Genomic DNA, 18,486 nt, shown 5'->3' with positions numbered 1-18,486 from the left:
GGAAGGCATGGCGGAGCAGCGGAGTGAGCCGGTTCACTCGCGTGTGAAAAGTTGGTTAACTTACCTGCGAGTAGGTTGCGGGTGATCTTTGCTTGCGTCAAGGAAAATTTCCGAGATTCCCCCAAGGAAATACGACGTAACGCCGAACGTTTCAGGCCACGTTCAGGCCACGTCGGTCCAGGTCCGGTCCAGGGTCGCCGCGGGACCCGCCGCACCCGGGCCGAAGAGCTCCCGCACCCTGTCGACCGCCTCCTCGACGCGGCGCGCCTTCTCGTCGGCGGGGTCGAAGGTCAGCTGGTGCGCGGCGTGCCCGGCGTCCGTCAGCCCCTCGGCACGCAGCGCCACGGCCCGCACCCGCGCCCGCTGCAGACCGAGCGCGGCGTGCAGGGCGTAGGCCGCCGCGGTCAGTTCGGGCGTGTGCGCGGTCGGCTCGGCGAAGGTCCGCGCGCGGGTGGTCGACGAACCGTCCGCGTACCGGACGGTGAGCCTCAGGCCGTGCGCGACCCGGCCGCTCTCCCGCAGCCCGGCCCCGAGCCCGTCGGCGAGCGTGAGCAGCGCACGGCGCCGGTACTCCGGGTCCAGTTCGTCGGCGGCGAAGCGGTGTTCCGCGCCCATCGAACGGGCCCGCGCGGCCGGGCCGACCGGGGTGGGGTCGATGCCGTGCGCCAGTTCGTGGACCCGCCGCCCGGCGGCCGCACCGAGGATGCGTTGCAGCACGGGCAGCGGTGCGGCGGCGATCCTGCCGACGCTGTCCAGCCCGTAGGCGCACAGCGTACGGGCGGTGGCGGGCCCGACCCCGTACAGCGCGGCGGCCGGGCGGCGCGCCAGGAAGGCGGCCGCCGCCCCCGGCCCGGCCGGAACCGTCCGCACGCCCCCGGCCGGACCGTCCTGGGCGGCCATCCGCGCCAGCATCGGGTTGCCGCCGATCCCCACCGTGCAGTCGGCCCCGTACCGGGCGAGCGCGCGCACCCGCAGCAGCGCGGCGAGGTCCTGCGGGCCGTGGCCGAAATAGCGCAGGGCGCCGCGCACTTCGGCGAGCGCGGCGTCCGGCGGCAGCGCCTGCACCAGCGGCGTCAGGTCGCCGAGCAGCGCGAGCAGCCCGTCATAGGCGCCCTCCCCCAGGGAGCCGCCCGCGACGGGGTGGAAGTGGACGTACAGCACGGTGGGGGCCGGCGGCTCCGGTTCGTATACCGCCGGGACCGTGGAGAGGTGCGCTCCGCCGTTCATCCCGCGCTCCCCGGGCTCGCGTGCCACAACTTGCGCCCGGTGGCCGGGCCTTCGCCCGCGGGCTGCAGGTCGGACCAGGGGTGCAGGGTGTAGCCGGTGGGCAGTTCGATGCGGCGGCCGTCGACGGCGTCCGGCCCCGTCGCGAGCGGCCGCGCCAGCTCCGCGGCCACCGCGTCGAGCCCGCCCTCCGCCCGCAGCCGGGTCAGTTCCCCGAGGTCCCAGGCCGCCGAGCCGACCACACTGAGGCTGCGGGGGCCGCGGCGCTGGACGACGCCGCGCACGAGCAGCAGCCAGGAGTGGAAGACGGTACGGGCGCAGGCCGGGTGGCTGTCGTCGAAGAAGGCGCAGTCGACCAGGCCCGTGCCGTCGTCGAGGGTGGTGAAGATGACGCGCCGGCCCGACCGGACCGGCGGGGTCTGGGTGGCGGCCTTGGCGCCGGCCACCAGCACCGTCTCGCCGTGCCGCGCCGCGCGCAGCCGGCTCGCCGGGATCGCGCCCAGCTCCGCCAGGAACGCCCGGTGGTCGGACATCAGGTGGCGCGAGGCGTCCATGCCGAGCACGCTCAGCTCCGCACCGAGCCGTTCGGCCGCGTCGAGGTCGGGCAGGCCGATCGGCTCGGCGCGGGCGCTGTCGACCAGCGTGGGCTGGGCCGGGGACACCGGCCCGTGGTGCCGCCGGTGCAGCTCGGCGATGTGCAGCAGCAGGTCGCGGCGGTTGGCGCCGAAGGCGTCCAACGCACCGACGCGGGCGAGCCGTTCGGCGACGGGCCTGCGGGGGCGGCCGCGCTGCCACAGGTCCTGCAGCGAGGTGTACGGGCGCCCCTCGACGATGCGCCGGGTCTCGGCCTCGGTGATGCCCTGCACCTCGGAGAGGGCGAGGCGGATGCCCAGCACCCCGCCATCGGACACCAGTTCGATCCGATAGGCGGCGTCCGAGCGGTTCACGTCCAGCGGCAGGATCGGCACCCCGCGCCGCCGCGCGTCCGCGAGCAGCAGCCGCTTGGGGTACATCCCCGGGTCGTGCGTGAGCAGCCCGGCGTAGAAGGCCGCCGGATGGTGGGCCTTGAGCCAGGCCGACTGGTAGGTCGGCACCGCGAAGGCCACCGCGTGCGCCTTGCAGAACCCGTACGAACCGAACGCCGCGACGATCTCCCAGGTGCGCCGCACGACGTCCGCGCCGTACCCGCGCGCGGCGGCGCGCTCGGCGAACCAGGCCCGTACCCGGCCGACCAGTTCGGGGTCCGACAGGGCGCGCCGGGTCTCGTCCGCGAAGCCGCGGTCGCAGCCGGTCATGATCCGCAGGATCTCGATGATCTGCTCGTGGAAGACGACCACGCCGTACGTCTCGCGCAGGGTGTCCTCCAGATCGGGGTGCGGGAGGCGGACGGGCGCGCGGCCGTGCCGGGCCTCGATGAAGGGCCGCACCATGTCGGCCGCGACCGGGCCGGGCCGGAAGAGCGAGATGTCGACGACGAGGTCGTGGAAGGTCGCGGGCTGGAGCCGCCCGATCAGGTCGCGCTGGCCCGGCGACTCGATCTGGAAGCAGCCGAGCGTCTCGGCGGACCGGATCAGCTCGTACGTGGCCCGGTCCCCCGGCGGCACCTGCGCGGGGTCGTCCAGGTCGAGGCGGCGGCCGGTGGCCCGTTCGAGCTCGCCCACCGCGTGCGCCATCGCGGACTGCATCCGCACGCCGAGCACGTCGAGTTTGAGCAGTCCGAGCCGTTCGACGTCCTCCTTGTCGAACTGCGACATCGCGAACCCCTCGCCGCTGGTCGGCACCACGGGCGTACGGGCCCGCAGCGAGGCGTCCGACAGCAACACCCCGCACGGGTGCATGGCGACCCCGCGCGGCAGCGCGTCCAGCGCCTCGACCAGCTCCCACATCCGCCGCCCGTAGCGGGCCGCGTCGATGCCGCGCAGCTCGGGCAGTTCGGCCAGCGCGGCCCGGGCGTCGCGGGCCCGGATGTGCGGGAAGGCCTTGGCGAGCCGGTCCACCTCGGCCGGGTCCATGCCGAGGGCGGCGCCCACGTCGCGGATCGCGTGCCGCACCCGGTAGGTCTCGGGCATGGCGACGGTCGCGACCCGGTCCTCGCCGAAGCGGGCGAAGACCGCGCGGTAGACCTCCAGGCGGCGCGCGGACTCGACGTCGATGTCGATGTCGGGCAGCGCGCGGCGGTGCGGCGACAGGAAGCGCTCCATCAGCAGGCCGTGTTCGACGGGGTCGGCGTGCGCGATGCCCAGCAGGTGGTTGACGAGGGAACCCGCGCCGGAGCCGCGGGCGGTGACGCGGATGCCGAGCGCGCGGGTGTCGTCGACGACCTGCGCGACGGTGAGGAAGTACGAGGCGAAGCCGTGCCCGTCGATGATCCGCAGCTCTTCGTCCAGCCGGTCCCAGTACGTGCGGTCGCGGTCGTGGCCGCTCAGTACCAGGGCCGCCGCGCAGCGGGACCGCAGCACCCGCGCCGCGGTGCGCGGCCCGGCGCTGACCAGGTGCGGCTCGGGGAAGTGGACGGTGCCGAGGCCCAGGTCGCCCTCGGGGTCGACGCGGCACTCGGCCGCGGTCTCCTCGGTCGCGGCCAGCAGCCGGCGGGCGGCGTCCCGGCGGAGGCCGGCGGCCTCCGCGATCCGCTCGGCCACGGCGGCCATGGCCTGCGGCCCCTTGAGCCAACGCTCCCCGCTGTCGCGCGCCCCGGGCCGGCGGCGGTCGACGGGCACCAGCAGGCGGGCCGCGTCGAGCACGTCGGCGACCGGCCCCTGCCCCGGGTCGGCGTAGCGCACGGCGTTGCCCAGGACGGCCCGCACCCCCTGCTCGGCGGCGAACCCGGCGGTGCGCGCGGCGAGCCGCAGCGAACCCGGTCCGGTGCCGGTGCGCCCGTGGCAGACGACCTCCAGCCGCAGCGCCGTGTCACCGAACATTTCCCGCCAGGGCGCGAGCAGCCGGGCGGCTCGGTCCGGGCGCCCGGCGGCGAGTGCCCGGCCGACCTCGGAGTCCGGCCCGAGCAGCACGGTCAGCGGGGCGCGGATCCCGGCGGCGGCGCGCGCCAGGTCCTCCCGGTCCAGCTCGGGCCGCGGCGCGGCTCCCGCGTGGGCGGCGGAGACGAGCCCGCACAGGGCGGCCCAGGCGGCCGCCCCGTCGCGGGCGAGGAAGACGGCGCGGGGCGCGGACTCGTCGACGAAGGCACCGCCGCGGACGGGGTGGCGCGGGCGCGGCCCCTGTTCTCGTACGGCTTCCCGCACGGCCAGGTCCACCCCGAACAGCGGCCGCACCCCGGCCTGCGCCGCGGCGTCGGCGAAGCGGACCGCGCCCGCGAGGGTGTCGCGGTCGGTGAGGGCGAGCGCGTCCATGCCGCGCTCGGCGGCCCGGGCGGCCAGCTGCCCCGGGTGCGTGGCGCCGTACCGCACCGAGAAGCCCGATGCGGTGTGCAGGTGCGTGAACGCCGCCATCGCACCTCCTGCGCTTGCCGTGCTGTTGTCCGCCGCTCCCCCCTGGCCGGATTTCGACCCTCCGAGCTCCACGATAGACCACTTCTCGAAAATTAGTTCGAGTGCATGTTCGAGGAGGCCTTGCGTACGGTGCCTCCGTGACGCAGGACGGGCACGGCGGCCGCCACGACTGGCAGCCGCGGACCTTCATGGCCCGGCTTCCCGAAGACGCTCGCCGCGAGCTGCTCGCCATGGCTCGCACCGGGCATCACGACGCCGGCGAACTCCTCATGATGCAGGGCGACATGACGGATCACGTCCTGGTGCTCGGCTCCGTCCGGGGCGCGGGATCATCCGCCTGCGCCAAGATCAGCTCGATCCTGGCGGACGGCACGGAGGGGATCCTCGGCATCAGGGTGAGCGGGGACGTCGTCGGCGAGGCGGCCGCCGTCCGCGGGTCGGCACGCTCGGCGACGGTCACGTGCTGCAGCCCCGTACGCGTCCACGTGCTCGCCCGGGACGCCTTCCTGGGGTTCCTCGACCGGCACCCCGTCGCCTGGCGGGCCCTGCTGTGCATGACCTTCGACCGGCTCGACGCCGCCAACCGCCGCCGGCTGGACTTCGCCGCCTTCAGCGTGGTCGTCCGGCTGGCGCGCGTCCTCGTCGAGCTCGTCGAACGGCACGGCTTCCGCAGCGCGGACGGCCACGAGCCGGGCGTCCACCTGTCCCAGGCGGAGCTGGGCCGGCTGATCGGGGCCCGCGAGGACGCGGTCGGCCTGGCGATGCGGCAGCTGAAGCGGGACGGCCTGGTCGTCACGCACTACTGCCGGGTGACCGTGACCGACCTCGACGGGCTCCGCAGCCTCGCCCAGCTCCCCTGACTCACCCGCCGGGTCACCCGCCGACGACGGCCGCGACGACCCCCAGGCACAGCATCAGCGCCGTCCAGGGCACGGCCCGCTGCACGTGCCGGTTCTTCGCCAGCGCGATCTCGCCCAGCAACTCCGCCATGGCCCACGCCTGTTCGCACTGGGCCCGCCGGCAGGGCGGGGGCGGCAGGCCGACCCCCGTGATGCCGAAGGGATTCGGCGGGGTGGGCGCGTGCAGCCGCGGCCTTATCGCCTTCGCGATATGGAAACCCGAGGCGCAGAATGCGACCGCGAATGCCAGGAGCAGACCGTCGACGACCGGCGTCCAGCGAATGGCCGCCCGGCCGCCCAGCGCGGCAACGGCCGCCACCACTCCGCCGGTGTGCACCATGAGCAGCGTGTTGACCTTGGCGTCCGCCTGCTGGACGTAACCCTGGAATGCGGTGAGCGCTCCGAGCGCGACCTTGACCGAGATCTCGTCGGCTTCCCTCTGTTCGACTTCCCGGGACATCGCTCCGAACCTCCTCTCCGGAAACGGCAATGAGTCCATGAGATACCCGGCGGTATCACGTGGACGCCGTACGGATCAGGCATTGTCGGTGTGGCCGCCGTCACTGCGGGTGAAGCCGGATCCGTACGGAATCCGGCGTCCGGACCCCGTGCGAGCGTGTCCTGTGGAGTTCCGGCGCACGGGAGTGATCGCCTTGCTTGAAGACAACCTCGAAGACAACACCGGGCGGGGCAACGCCGAGCGGAGCAACGCCGAGCGCCGTCTGTGGCTGGCCATCGACGCCGTCGGCTACGGAAGGCGCTCGGACACGCAGAAGAACGCTGTCCAGACAGCGCTCAGGAAGACCGTGGGCAAGGCCGCGGACCAGGCCGGTCTGCACAGCGCGACGTGGGACACCCAGGTCAGCGGGGACGGCCAGATATCCGCGATCCCGGCCGGTGAGTCCGAGCAGCGGGTGGTCGACGACTTCGTCCGGCACCTGGTGGCGCAACTCCATCGCCACAACGAGCCGTTCCGCCCCGAGGAGCGCCTGCGCCTGCGCATCGCGATCCACCACGCGCCCTATCTGCAGGGCCCGAACGGCTGGAACGGGCGGGCGCCGGTCGAGGTGACGCGGCTGGTCGACAGCGAACTCCTGCGCAGCGCCCTGGACTCGAAGCAGGGGCCCGACGTGGCGGTGGCCCTCTCCGACCCCGTCTACATGGACCTCGTCGCGGCCGGTTCGACCTCCCTCGACACCCACCGCTTCCGGCCCGTCGAGGTCAGAGGAAAGAGCGGCGAGGCCTCGCACAGGGCGTGGCTGTGGGTTCCCGACGGCCGGGCCGACGGCGGGGTCCGCAGGAGGCCGCGCATTCTCGTCCTCGTCCTCGTCGTGGTCCTAGTCGCCACGGCCGTGACCGCACTGTTCGTCGCACACTCCCTCGGCGCGGGCGGCGCACCCGTGCCGGCGGCGCGGGTGACCATCGAACCGGGCGCACCGTACGGCGACGGCAGCAGGGCAACGGCCCGCCTCACCACGGCCCGTGCGGCCCCCCGGCCCGGCACGCGCCGGCTGCGGCTGGCCGTGTCCGACCACTTTCCCGACCAGGTGCTCTGCCGGCACAACACCACGGTGTCGGTGACCCTGCACAAGAACGGCATGCAGTCGACCACCGGCGCCCTGCACGACGGGGACACCTTCGGCGTCCCGCTGGAGGCCGGACGGACCGACGCGGCTCTGGACCTGGTCATCGCCTCGAACCCGGGGTGCGCCATGGATCTGAGCTTCGACGATGTCACCCCGGACGAATGAGAGTTGGGAGTGTTGAGGGTCATGCAAAGGAAACCCGGCCCGTGCACCAAAGCCGCCCTGCAGCTCGCCACGCTCGTGGTGCTCACCGTGCTCCCCCTGACCGCCGCCTGCGACAGCACCGGCGGCAGCGCGCAGTTCCTCGGGCGCGACGCCCGCGGCTCCATCACCATCGGCGTGAAATCGGACCAGCCCGGCACGGGCTGGCAGACCGACGGCTACAAGTACTCCGGTTTCGACATCAAGGTCGCCGACGCCCTGACCAAGGACCTGCACCTCGGCAGGACCTTTTCCAACGTCCCGTCGGAGGACCGGGTCGCCGCACTCACGCAGAGCGATGCGAACCATGTCGATCTGGTGATCGCCACCTTCTCGATCACACGGGAGCGCACGAAACGGATCTGGTTCGCGGGCCCGTACGCCGAGACCCAGCAGGGATTCCTGGTGCGCAAGAACGGCCCCGTTGTGAAGTCCCTCGACGATCTGCGCGGCAAACCGGTCTGCGCATGGACCGGCACCGTCTCCGCAGAGGCATTGCAGAACCGCGCCCAGGGCCTGGGCACGTACGAGGCCCCCACCGCCGCCCAGTGCGTGGACGACCTGCGCAGCGGCCGGGCCGCCGCATTCTCCACCGACCAGCTGATCCTCTACGGTTTCGCCTCGCGGTACGACGAACTGGAGGTCGTCCCCGACGTGGTGATCGGCTCCGCGAACTACTACGGAATCGGCATGGCCAAGAAGGACCAGAACGGCCGCTCCAACCTGCGGGACTGCCGACGGCTCCGGGACGCCCTGAAACGGTATGTGGGCACGAGCGCATGGGACTTGGACCTGAAGACGGAACTCCCTCTGGTCGAGAAGATCCCGGACTGGAAGACGCGGTACCGGCCGAGCCTGGCCAATGTCGACCGGTTGTCCTGCACGGACGACGTGGAGGGGTGAGGGGGGTTCTCGATCAGCGGCAAGCGCGTTGACTCAGCAGCCAGTCCTTTGCCGCCTCCAAGGCGTCGCGGCCGCCGTCCGGAATCTCCTCGTCGGGAGAAATGCGCCCGTCGTAAATCCGGCCGGTGCGGTCGGCGTCCTTGCCCTCGGTGAGGATCAGCACGGCCCCGTCGGAGAGGCGGTGGGCGTTGTTTCCCGTGGGAAGACCAAGGGTCCGCTGCCCGAAGAACCGCGTGTCCGGCCGCCCCCGAAAAGCAATGGCAACCGCCTCGCCCGCACTGGCGGTTGCCTTGCCGGTCAGCACGGCGACGGGCGCGTCGGGGTGGGCGACCGGGGCGCCGCTCCCCCAGGACGCCTCACCGTCGCGAGGGTTGCCGTCCTCGACCGTCCACACGGACTTCTTGCCGTCGGGCCCGACGAACATGCCGACGTCCCCGTCCCCCAGGACCCGCCCCAGGACAGCAAGGGGCGCCCACATGCCTCCGCCGTCCTCCTGACGCAGATCCACCACCCACCCACAGGCCCGGTCCCGGTCCGCCTCCGCCACTGCCGCGCGACCTTGCCGCACGTACTCCGCGAACGCCGCTTCGGACCGCACCCCGGGCAGGGATATGTAGCCGATGCGGCCTTCCAACGACCGGCCCTGCAGGCCGTCGAACGTCTTGGCCGGGGCTTCGAATTCCCCTTTCGCCCGCTGCGGTTCGTGGAAGGAACTGTGATTGTCGTTCAGTGAGTTGACGGCAAAGCGGATCGCCTCGTAGGTGTCTTCCGGCTTCTGCGCGGAGCGCGCCAACGAGAACGCGGTGCGGCGCACCCGGGGCCAGTCGACCTTGTCGCGGCGAAGGGAGTTCTTCTCCATGATGTCCAGCGCCGCCGACAGATAGGACCGGGCGTTGGGCGACATTCCCTCGTTCGCCCGCTGCGTGCATCCGGTTCCTGCCACAAGAACACCAACCAGCCCGGCACAAGCAACCAAACGCGACGCGCGTCCCCGCCCCATCGATCCCCTCATGGTCTTGGGTTTGGCCTTCCTGGTCACGGCTCGGCCAGAACTGCAGCAGCCAGTGCTCGACGGGGCTTTCGGTGGGCCCATCGAGTTCGTCTTCTTCCTGGTGGAGTGCTTTCCGGAGCCTGGGAGAGGTGCTCGAGTCTCATCGCCGGACAGAGCGATGGATCGTGGCTGCTGAGGCGCAGCCCTGCCCACAGAGGACACCAGTGACATGCTGACGCACCCTACATTCTTTGGTGTGTCGGTCGATGCCGCTGAGCAACTAGGGGACTGCCTGATGGGTCGGTGACGTGCCGGGCTGTCGGTCGTTCAGGGCCGTGTGGGGCGGGGTGATCCGACCGAGTCCGAATGGGCCCAGTTGGAGCCGCACTTGCCGACCACCGCGTGCCGCGCTCATCAGCACGCTTCCGGCGCGCCAGAAGGAGCCGCGCAAGCCCGGCAGGGGTTTCACCATTGGCACAGTCAGGATCACCATTCGACCGGCCAGGGGTGTCCATGCAAGTCCTAGATTCAGGTGGTGTCTCGGAGGATTTCTCCGGTGTCAGGCCATCTATTTCTGCCGAGGGCGTGAATGAATACCAAGCGTGTCATGATCAGCGCGACTGTCGTCGCTGCCACAGTCGGATCCCTTGTTGCCGGTGCGTCGAGCGCGTTCGCGCATGGTTTCGTCACCCCGGACCGTTCGCCCGGGAACAGCCCCACTTGCGCGTCGGGGAGCACGCCCGGAGGTGACCTCAGGGCGCGCCAGGACGTCGCGCAGAACGTTCAGAACGGGTATGTGGGCGACGCCCTCTACAACAAGCAGTCCTTCGAGGCCCCGAAGACCGCATTCGACACGGGAAGCCTTGACGGCAAGATCGCCTCGGGCGGAACGTCCTTTCCGGGAAGCCGGCTGAACGAGCAGACGTCGACGATGTGGGCGAAGCAGGATTTCCAGCAGGGCCAGACCGTCACGGCCGGCTGGTGCCTCACCGCCGCGCACAAGACGGCCAGCTTCCAGTACTACATCACCAAGAAGGGCTGGAACCCGGACAAGCCGCTGACGCGTGACTCCTTCGAGAAGGAGCCGCTGTCGACGGTCGACGGAAACAACCAGGCGCCGGTCTCGGGCCTGCACCGGATCCCGCTGCCCGCTGACCGCACCGGGTACCACGTCATTCTCGCCAAGTGGAACGTAGGCGACACTGCGAACGCCTTCTACAACGTCATGGACGTCACCGTTAAGGGCGACAGCGTGGGGCAGAAGCCGTCCGCTCCGACCGGCCTGCACGACATGGGCGTCACCGCACATCAGGTCGACCTGATGTGGAACCCGGCCCCCGGGCAGGACAAGGTCACGGGCTACGAGGTCTGGCGCGACGACAAGAAGATCGCCGACGTCAAGAACGGCCTGGATTACCCGGTGTTCAAGGACGCGCCGGTATCTCCCGACACGCGGTACACCTACAAGATCCGCGCCGTGAACACGGCGGGCGAGTCGGCCTTCTCCAACACCCACACCGTGACCACGGCCAAGCCGTCGTCCGGGACGCCGGTGGTGTCGCAGGCGTGGCTGGTGAAGAAGGACGACGGGCAGACGCTGGTCTCGGTGAAGGGCACCGGCGAGCCGGGGGCGCAGGTGTTCGTCAAGGCCAAGGACGGTTCCTGGAGCGACCGCAAGGTCACCGTCGGCCGGAACGGCGAATTCGCGTTCGTCAGCGGCTACTTCGAGCAGGACGGTGTGACCGTCCAGCTTCGCAAGGACGGCCAGGAGTACACCTCGGCGAAGGCGGCCCTGCAGGCCGCCCCGGCGACGATCACCACTCCTGCCGACGGCTCCGAGGTCGGCACCGCCTTCACCGTGACGGGCACGGGCGAGGCAGGTGCCGAGGTCACTGTGAAGGCCGGCAGCACCGAGACCAAGGTCAAGGTCAAGGCCGACAAGACCTGGACGGCGACGCTGACGAACGTGACCGCCGGGGCCCAGCAGCTCACCGCTGTCCAGACCATCGACGGCGCCAAGTCCACGGCGACCACCCGCGCGGTCACCGTCATCGACCCGGACGCCCCCTCCCTGCCCGCATGGGACTCCCGTGCCGCCTACACCAAGGGCGACCGAGTCACCCACGACGGCGCCGCTTACGAGTGCGTCCAGTCCTACCAGGGCGTCGGCGACCCGAACTGGATCACCGCGCTCTCCCTGTGGAAGCCGGTGACGGCTTAGTACTGCAACAACAGTGGGGCTGCCGGCTCCTCTTGAGCGCAAGAACGGGTGGACGCCGGCGGAGCAGGCCGGTGAGCGGGGGCCGACGCCCGGACCATGGCGGCGGTCCTCCCCGCAGACGCCTTCGAGACCCGCTCCGCCGGCCCGGGTGCGCACGGCCCGCGCGAGCACGCCGCGCGGGCCGGCTGGGCCCAGCCCTCAGACGGTCAACTCCCCGCCACCGACCGCGACTCGGCCACCGCGAGCCCGACGATGGCGGCGAGCAGCACCGCAGTTCCCGCGACCGTGGCCGCGGTGAGGTGTTCGCCGAGCAGCAGCGCGGCCAGTGCCGCCGCGCTGACCGGTTCGATCAGCATCACCACCGATGCCGTGGTCGCCCGCACCGCGGCGGTCCCGGCGAAGTACAGCGGGTAGGCCAGTGCGGTGGTGACGGCGGCGACGTACAGCAGCATCAGCACCACCCGGCCGGGGTGGGCCATGTGCGGCACGAGGCCCTCGCCGCAGGCGAACGGCAGCAGCACCGCCGCTCCGATGCCGAACGACCACAGCGTGAGGGTGTACGGGTCCTCCCCCGCGCCGTGTCGTCCGGCCCAGCGGCCCAGGAGGCTGGACGCGGCGAACCCGGCGGCGGACAGCAGCGCCAGCGCGACCCCGAGGGGACGTACGACGCCCTGCTGGTTGCCCAGGACCAGGACCGCGAGGCCGGTCAGCGCGCCGCCGACCGCCAACGCCCCGCCGCGCCCGGTGCGTTCCCCCAGGAACAGCCGGCCTCCGGCGGCGGTGAGGACCGGGGCCGCTCCCAGGGCAACGATGGTGGCGACGGCCAGTCCCGTCTCCTCGACCGCACCGAAGTAGGCGGTCTGGAACACGGCCAGGGCGATGCCGGTGCCCGTGAACAGCAGCATCCGGCCACGGGGAGCGCGGCGGGCGGGGCGCAGTGCGGCGCCCGCGATCAGCAGCGCCATGCCGCCGAGGAAGCGCCAGAACGACACGGCCATCGGCCCGAAGTCGCTCGACCGGTAGACGATTTCCACGGCGGCGCCGGTCGTTCCCCAAGTGGTGCCGGCCATCGCCAGACAGGCGAGCCCGCGCAAGGCAGTTGTGGACACAGTGCGTTCTCCAGATGTCATGGAGCAGTTGGTCGTCGTGATCTCCCGTGTGCGGGTACGACCAAGAAGCGCGCCGGCCCTGTCGAGGGCCGGCGCGCCGGCGTCCCGCTCTAGACGGCGGGAGGCGCGAGCACTGTCGAACGCATGGTCACTACTGTACGGACCCGGTGAGAGCGGTGTCCTCGGACTGCGCCACGGTGCGGGATGCGACCGGGACCGGGGCCGGACGGCGCTGCCGGTAACGGCGTTCGGCCAGCCACGTCGCGGTGAGCAGCGCAGACAGGGCGGCGCCCAGCGTGCACACTCCGGTCCAGCCCGCCGCGCCCCAGGTCGCCGAGGTGAGGGCGGATCCCAGCGCGCCGCCCGCGAAGTAGCTGGTCATATAGGCCGAGTTGAGGCGGTTGCGGGCTTCGGGGCGCACCGCGTACACCAGGTTCTGGTTGCTGATCTGCACGCCCTGCACCGCGGCGTCGAGCACGAGGATGCCGGCCAGCAGCGCGGCCAGCGACCAGTGACCTCCGGAGCCGCCCAGGGCGAGCAGGCCCCAGGAGCCCAGGAGCAGGAGGGCCCCGGCACCGGTCACGTGGTGCACGAGTCCCCGGTCGGCCAGGCGTCCGGTGACCGATGCCGCGAGCGAGCCCGCCGCGCCCAGCAGGCCGAGCAGTCCGATCGCCGATTCGGACCAGCCGTAGGCGGGGCCGGAGAGCAGGAAGGCCAGGGCCGTCCAGAGCACGCTGAACGTGGCGAAGGACAGCGCGCCCAGCGCGGACCGCCACCGCAGCACCGGTTCGCGGGCGAAGAGCGTGACGGTCGACCCGAGCAGCTTGGGGTAGCCGAGGCCGGCGTCGGTGCGCAGACGGGGAAGGACGCAGCGCAGCAGGACCGCCATGGCCGCCATGAGCACGGCGTTCACCCAGTACACGGTGCGCCAGCTGCCGAGGTCGCTGAGCAGTCCGGCGGCCGTGCGGGCGAGCAGGATGCCCAGCAGCAGGCCCGTCATGACGGTGCCGACGGTGCGGCCGCGCTTCTCGGGAGCGGCGAGCGTCGCCGCGTAGGGGACGATGACCTGGGCGGCGACCGAGGTCAGCCCGGTGAGGGCGGTGCCGATCAGCAGCACCGCGGTGTTGGGGGCGTTCGCCGTGACCAGCAGGAAGACGGCGGTGGTCGCGCACAGCGTCACGGCAAGGCGCCGCCGTTCCAGGAGGTCGCCGAGGGGCAGGAGCAGGATCAGCCCGAGCGCGTAGCCGGTCTGGGCGGCCGTGACGACCAGCGCGGAGACGGCCGTGCTCATATGCATTTCGCGGCCTATCACCCCGAGCAAGGGCTGCGCGAAGTAGTTGCCCGCGGCGGACAGTCCGCAGGCGACCGCCATCACGAGGAGCGTGCCACGGCCCAGTTCGCCGCCGTCTTTCCGTGCGTGTGTCATGGAAACAAGTGTCCCGGCCAGGCACTCATGAAGCCAATGCATTGTTTTCATCGAGCCATCGCGTTCTACGATGGATGCATGGAGCTGCAACAGATGCGCTATGTCGTCGCGGTGGCGGAGACCGGTGGTTTCACGCGCGCGGCCGAGCGGTGCCACGTGGTGCAGTCGGCGCTCAGCCACCAGGTCGCCCGCCTGGAGAAGGAGCTGGGAACGCGGCTGTTCGACCGCACGAGCCGCGCGGTGCGGCTCACGGCGGCGGGCGAGGCCTTCGTCCCCGTCGCGCGGCAGGCGCTGGACGCCGCCGAACGCGCCCGCGCCGAGGTCCGGGCCGCCACGGGCAAGGTGTCCGGGAATCTGGCCGTCGGCGCCATCTCCACCGTTGCCGCGGTCGACCTCGCCGACGCGCTGCGCCGGTACCAGACCCGTTATCCGGACGTGCGGATCTGCCTGGTCGGCGGCGTCAGCGAAGAACTCATCGAGCGCGTACGGGACAGCTCGCTCGACGTCGCCTTCACCGGCCTGGACCCGGGCACCGTGCCGAAGGGCGTCCGGTACCAGGAGCTGGCCCGCGGGGAGCTGGTCGCCATCGTGGCGCCGGAGCATCCCCTCGCCGGCCGGAAGCGGACGGATCTGCAGAGGCTGGCGCGCGAGCCCTTCATCGACTTCCCGGCCGGTTCGGCGGCCAGGCGGCAGCGCCAGTCGGCCTTCGAGGCCGCGGGCCTGACCACCGATGCACCGTTCGAGGTCACCACCGTGGAGTTCCTCGCCCGGCTGGTGCGCGCCGGCCTGGGCGTCGGCATGGTGCCGGAGGCCATCGCGGCCGAACTGCCCGGCGTGCACATCCTGAAGGTGAAGACCCCGCCGACCCGCGTGGAGATGCTGGTGTGGGGCAAGCTCGGCCCGTCCCCCGCCGCCGCGGCCTTCCTGTCCCAACTCGGCGTCGGCACGGCACAGTAGGTCCATGGACTCCATGGACCACATCGCCCAATTCCACAGCGACACCGGCGCGTTCGCGGCCGCCGTCCGCCGGTCCGCCCCCGAGGGCACACCCGCACCCCCCGTTCCGTCCTGCCCCGGCTGGTCCGTGGGCGACCTCGTCGTGCACCTCGCCACCGTGCAGCGGTACGTGGCCCGGCTGCTCAGGGAACGCCTCACCGAGCAGCCGGACCACTCCGACCTCTCCTTCCTTCAGCTCCCGCCGGACACCGACGGCTGGCCCCACCCGGACAACGCGCCGAACCGCACCCCGCTCCCGGCGACCCTGGTCGACTGGTTCACGGACGGGGCCGCCGCGCTGGAGGAGCTGTTCCGCAGCAGCGCACCGGACGAGCCGGTGTGGACCTGGGCACCGGACCGGACCGCCGGTTTCTGGATGCGGATCCAGGCCATCGAGGCCGCCGTGCACCGCTGGGACGCCGAGAACGCCACCGGGACCGCCCGCCCGGTCGCCCCTGCGCTCGCGGCCGATGCCGTCGGCCAGAACTTCCGGGTGATGGCACCGTTCCGGCGGACCCTGCGGCAGGCACCGCCCGGCTCGGGCGAGCGCTTCCGGTTCCGCCGGACCGACGGGACGGACCTCTGGACCGTGCACTTCGACGGCGACGTCGTCCGGCTCGACGAGGGCGGAGACGGCGACGGCCCCTGCGACGTCGAGCTCGCCGGCACCGCCTCGGACCTGATGCTGTTCCTCTGGCAGCGCATCCCCGCCGGGCAGCTCGCCGAGGTGAAGGGAGACCGGGGCGTCCTCGACCGCTACTTCACCCTCGTTCCGCCCGTATGAGCCTCTCGCAGGCGTCACTCCGGCACCGGCTAGAATTGAAGAGTTCTTCAATTCACGATGTGCGGTGACGGCTGTGGAGGAGGGTGGAGAGTGGCGGGGAAGCCGGTTCCGCTGTACCAGGCGAAGGCGGAGTTCTTCCGGATGCTCGGGCATCCGGTGCGCATCCGGGTGCTGGAGCTGCTGCAGGACGGGCCCATGCCCGTACGCGATCTGCTGGCCGCGATAGAGATCGAGCCCTCCAGCCTGTCGCAGCAGCTGGCGGTGCTGCGCCGCTCCGGGATCGTCACCTCCACCCGCACCGGGTCGACGGTCGTCTACGAGCTCGCCGGGGGCGACGTCGCCGAGCTGATGCGCGCCGCGCGCCGCATCCTCACGCAGATGCTCAGCGGACAGAACGAGCTGCTGGAGGAACTCCTCGAAACCGAGACCGGAGCGAAGGCGGCGCGGCGATGACCGAGAAGGCCAGTGAGAAGACCAGTGAGCGGTGGGCCGAGAAGCAGCTCGCCCTGCGCGTCGGCGTCTACGTCTTCGTCACCCACCTCATCGCCGGGTTCATCTGGCTGCTGTTCTACCTCGGCGATCACGCCAACAAGTAGACAGACCCCTACCCCGAACGGCCCGCACCGCCTGCGGCAGCACCCGGTACCCCGCACGCTCGGGGCATGCCCTCATTCCCCGACGAGGTCAGAAGCGCGGTGACCGGCCGCGCCGCGCTCCTGGTGATCGGCGCGCTCGTCCTCCAGCTCGCCTTCATCACCTCGTACATCGGCGCCTTCCACGACCCCAGGCCCACCGACATCCGCCTCGGCGTCGTCGCTCCCCCGCAGGTCCGTGGCACCCTCGTCGAGCGGCTGGGCAGCCTGCCGGGGAGTCCGCTGGATCCGCGCGCGACGGACGACCGGGCCGCGGCCGTGCAGCAGCTCCGGGAGCGCGAGCTGGACGCCGCGCTGGTGGTCGACCCGCGCGGCACCACCGACACCCTGCTCACCGCGGGCGCCGCGGGGGCCTCGCTGGGGCAGGCCGCCGAGGCGGTGCTGGTCCGCGCCGAGGCAGACGGGAAGCGGTCGGTGAAGGTGACCGACGTGAACCCGGCGAGCGGCGGCGACGCCCGCGGGCTGAGCTCGTTCTACCTGGTCGTGGGCTGGTGCGTGGGCGGCTATCTGTGCGCGGCGATTCTCGCCGTCAGTGCGGGCGCGCGGCCCGCCAACCTCCACCGGGCCGTCATCCGGCTCGGCTCGATCGCCGTCTACGCGGTCGTCGCCGGACTGCTGGGCGCGGTCATCGCGGGCCCGGTGCTCGGTGCGCTGCCCGGGAGCGTCGCGGGGCTGTGGGGGCTGGGCGCCCTGGTGGTGTTCGCGGTCGGGGCCATGACGCTGGCGCTGCAGGGGCTGGCCGGCGTCGTCGGGATCGGGCTGGCGATCGCGATCGTCGTGGTCCTCGGCAACCCGAGCGCGGGCGGCGCCTACCCGTACCCGCTGCTGCCGCCGTTCTGGCGCGCCATCGGCCCGTACCTGCCGCCGGGCGCGGGCACCTGGTCCGCGCGCTCCGTCGCCTACTTCGGGGGCAACGCCCTCACCGGCCCGCTCCTCGTGCTGTCCGCCTGGGCGGTGGCGGGTGCGGCGGTCGCCGTGGCGTCCGCGGTGCGGAAGGCCCCGTAAGGGGTTCCACGGCGCCCCGTCCCGCGTCGCCGCCCGCCCCCTCCACGGGCGGCGACGCGGACGTCTCATGTGACGGAGGGGACTCCCGTGCACAGACCGACCGTTCGGTCTGAGAAGTGTTCGGCCATTGCTGCCGCCTTCCCGGATCGCCCCGCCCGCCGCGCGCACGCACGGCGGGCCATTTTCGGCCGGTCCGCGGGGTCTCCCGGGCCGCACACAGGGATCATTAGATCCAATGGTCATCGACCACGCAAATCGCAATTTCGAAGGCTCATTTGATATTTCAACAATGAATCCACGGCATATCCGCTGGTCAACACTCCCGTAACATCAATTGCCCCCTTTCTCGTACAAGTCGGGCGTCGATGTAAGCGCGACGTTTCACGCCCTCCCCTTCCGGGACATTCCGCCCGCCAGTTCGAGCCAATTACCGAGAGCTTTCAAGCGGCGACTGAAAGTGTTCGATCGGTGTGCGTTCATGCCCAACTTGGGCAAGACTGCCGTCCGTTATCTGACCCGCGAACAAGGGAGTGTTCGGAATGCGGTACATCACTCGGGGGATCGCGCTGGGCGCCGCGCTGGCACTGGGCGGCGGTCTGGCGGCGGCCGGAACGACGGCCGCGAGCGCCGCGCCCGCCACCGGGGCGCACACCCAGAGCCTGTACGCACCGTCCGCTCTGGTCCTGACCGTCGGCCAGGGCGACGACGCGGCCAGCGCCGGCATCCAGCGCGCGGTCACCCTCAACTGCACGCCGGGCCCCAGCGGCACCCACCCGGCCGCCAAGGCCGCGTGTGCCGATCTGCGGTCCGCGGGCGGCGACTTCGAGAAGCTCACGACGGTGAAGACGGGCGTCCTCTGCACCAAGGAGTGGAACCCGGTCATCGTCACCGCGCAGGGCGTATGGGAAGGCCAGCGCGTGAACTTCGACAAGGTCTTCGGCAACCCGTGCGAGATGAAGGCGGCCAAGGGCACGCTCTTCGAGTTCTGACCGGTCCCGCACACGCGGCGGCCCGCACGAGCAGCGGCCCCCGGACACCGTGG

Annotated in this window: 16 protein-coding genes; 10 read left to right on the top strand and 6 right to left on the bottom strand. The window is 71.9% G+C overall.

Going from position 1 to position 18,486, the window contains the following annotated elements:
- Positions 1-162 precede the first annotated feature (162 nt).
- Positions 163-1,227: a hypothetical protein gene (locus tag ACMATS_RS29905; protein ID WP_391154138.1), complete on the bottom strand. Its 1,065-nt coding sequence runs from the start codon at positions 1,225-1,227 to the stop codon at positions 163-165.
- Positions 1,224-4,670, bottom strand: a complete 3,447-nt coding sequence (locus tag ACMATS_RS29900) for a DNA polymerase III subunit alpha (protein WP_414169662.1) — start codon at positions 4,668-4,670, stop codon at positions 1,224-1,226. Before ACMATS_RS29900 ends, ACMATS_RS29905 begins: the two co-directional genes overlap by 4 nt.
- 137 nt (positions 4,671-4,807) lie before the next feature.
- Here ACMATS_RS29900 and ACMATS_RS29895 point away from each other — a divergent pair, with 137 nt between their 5' ends.
- Positions 4,808-5,530 (top strand): Crp/Fnr family transcriptional regulator, encoded by a 723-nt coding sequence (locus tag ACMATS_RS29895; protein WP_390781893.1) that lies wholly within the window; start codon positions 4,808-4,810, stop codon positions 5,528-5,530.
- A gap of 13 nt (positions 5,531-5,543) precedes the next feature.
- Here ACMATS_RS29895 and ACMATS_RS29890 read toward each other — a convergent pair whose 3' ends face one another.
- A complete protein-coding gene (locus tag ACMATS_RS29890; protein WP_390781894.1) occupies positions 5,544-6,029 on the bottom strand; it encodes a hypothetical protein in 486 nt (161 codons plus the stop codon).
- A gap of 193 nt (positions 6,030-6,222) precedes the next feature.
- On the opposite strand from ACMATS_RS29890, the gene ACMATS_RS29885 reads away from it, so the two are divergent.
- Positions 6,223-7,320: a hypothetical protein gene (locus ACMATS_RS29885; protein ID WP_414169661.1), complete on the top strand. Its 1,098-nt coding sequence runs from the start codon at positions 6,223-6,225 to the stop codon at positions 7,318-7,320.
- 21 nt (positions 7,321-7,341) lie between these two features.
- Complete coding sequence (locus ACMATS_RS29880; RefSeq protein ID WP_414169660.1) at positions 7,342-8,259, top strand: transporter substrate-binding domain-containing protein; 918 nt, start codon at positions 7,342-7,344, stop codon at positions 8,257-8,259.
- Between the two features lie 13 nt (positions 8,260-8,272).
- On the opposite strand, the gene ACMATS_RS29875 is transcribed toward ACMATS_RS29880, so the two are convergent.
- Positions 8,273-9,298 carry a S41 family peptidase gene (locus tag ACMATS_RS29875; RefSeq protein ID WP_414169659.1) on the bottom strand — a complete coding sequence of 342 codons (1,026 nt, stop codon included), beginning with the start codon at positions 9,296-9,298 and terminating at the stop codon, positions 8,273-8,275.
- 748 nt (positions 9,299-10,046) lie between these two features.
- Here ACMATS_RS29875 and ACMATS_RS29870 point away from each other — a divergent pair.
- The gene (locus ACMATS_RS29870; protein ID WP_414169658.1) at positions 10,047-11,471 is read left to right on the top strand and encodes a lytic polysaccharide monooxygenase; all 1,425 of its coding nucleotides are present in this window, start codon (positions 10,047-10,049) and stop codon (positions 11,469-11,471) included.
- Between the two features lie 206 nt (positions 11,472-11,677).
- Here the strand turns inward: ACMATS_RS29870 and ACMATS_RS29865 are convergent, their stop codons facing one another.
- Together ACMATS_RS29865 and ACMATS_RS29860 are read right to left on the bottom strand one after the other, a co-directional pair.
- Positions 11,678-12,601 (bottom strand): DMT family transporter, encoded by a 924-nt coding sequence (locus ACMATS_RS29865; protein WP_414169657.1) that lies wholly within the window; start codon positions 12,599-12,601, stop codon positions 11,678-11,680.
- 130 nt (positions 12,602-12,731) lie between these two features.
- Positions 12,732-14,006, bottom strand: a complete 1,275-nt coding sequence (locus ACMATS_RS29860; RefSeq protein WP_390781900.1) for an MFS transporter — start codon at positions 14,004-14,006, stop codon at positions 12,732-12,734.
- Positions 14,007-14,084: 78 nt separating this feature from the next.
- On the opposite strand from ACMATS_RS29860, the gene ACMATS_RS29855 reads away from it, so the two are divergent.
- From ACMATS_RS29855 to ACMATS_RS29830, 6 genes are all read left to right on the top strand, one after another.
- Positions 14,085-14,963 carry a LysR family transcriptional regulator gene (locus ACMATS_RS29855; RefSeq protein WP_414169656.1) on the top strand — a complete coding sequence of 293 codons (879 nt, stop codon included), beginning with the start codon at positions 14,085-14,087 and terminating at the stop codon, positions 14,961-14,963.
- A 4-nt stretch (positions 14,964-14,967) separates the two neighbouring features.
- Entirely contained in the window at positions 14,968-15,786 is an 819-nt protein-coding gene (locus tag ACMATS_RS29850) for a maleylpyruvate isomerase family mycothiol-dependent enzyme (protein WP_414169655.1), read from the top strand.
- A 90-nt stretch (positions 15,787-15,876) separates the two neighbouring features.
- Entirely contained in the window at positions 15,877-16,239 is a 363-nt protein-coding gene (locus ACMATS_RS29845) for an ArsR/SmtB family transcription factor (RefSeq protein WP_390781903.1), read from the top strand.
- On the top strand, positions 16,236-16,382 hold the full coding sequence (locus ACMATS_RS29840) for a DUF6126 family protein (RefSeq protein ID WP_390781904.1): 147 nt from the start codon (positions 16,236-16,238) through the stop codon (positions 16,380-16,382). Before ACMATS_RS29845 ends, ACMATS_RS29840 begins: the two co-directional genes overlap by 4 nt.
- 66 nt (positions 16,383-16,448) lie before the next feature.
- Positions 16,449-17,444, top strand: a complete 996-nt coding sequence (locus tag ACMATS_RS29835; protein WP_414169654.1) for a DUF3533 domain-containing protein — start codon at positions 16,449-16,451, stop codon at positions 17,442-17,444.
- A 539-nt stretch (positions 17,445-17,983) separates the two neighbouring features.
- Entirely contained in the window at positions 17,984-18,433 is a 450-nt protein-coding gene (locus tag ACMATS_RS29830) for a subtilase-type protease inhibitor (RefSeq protein WP_414169653.1), read from the top strand.
- Positions 18,434-18,486: the final 53 nt, after the last annotated feature.

It is taken from the genome of Streptoverticillium reticulum (genome assembly GCF_047456005.1).
GTDB classification, from domain to species: Bacteria; Actinomycetota; Actinomycetes; order Streptomycetales; family Streptomycetaceae; genus Streptomyces; species Streptomyces reticulum.
This window is presented reverse-complemented; position numbering and strand designations above follow the sequence as displayed.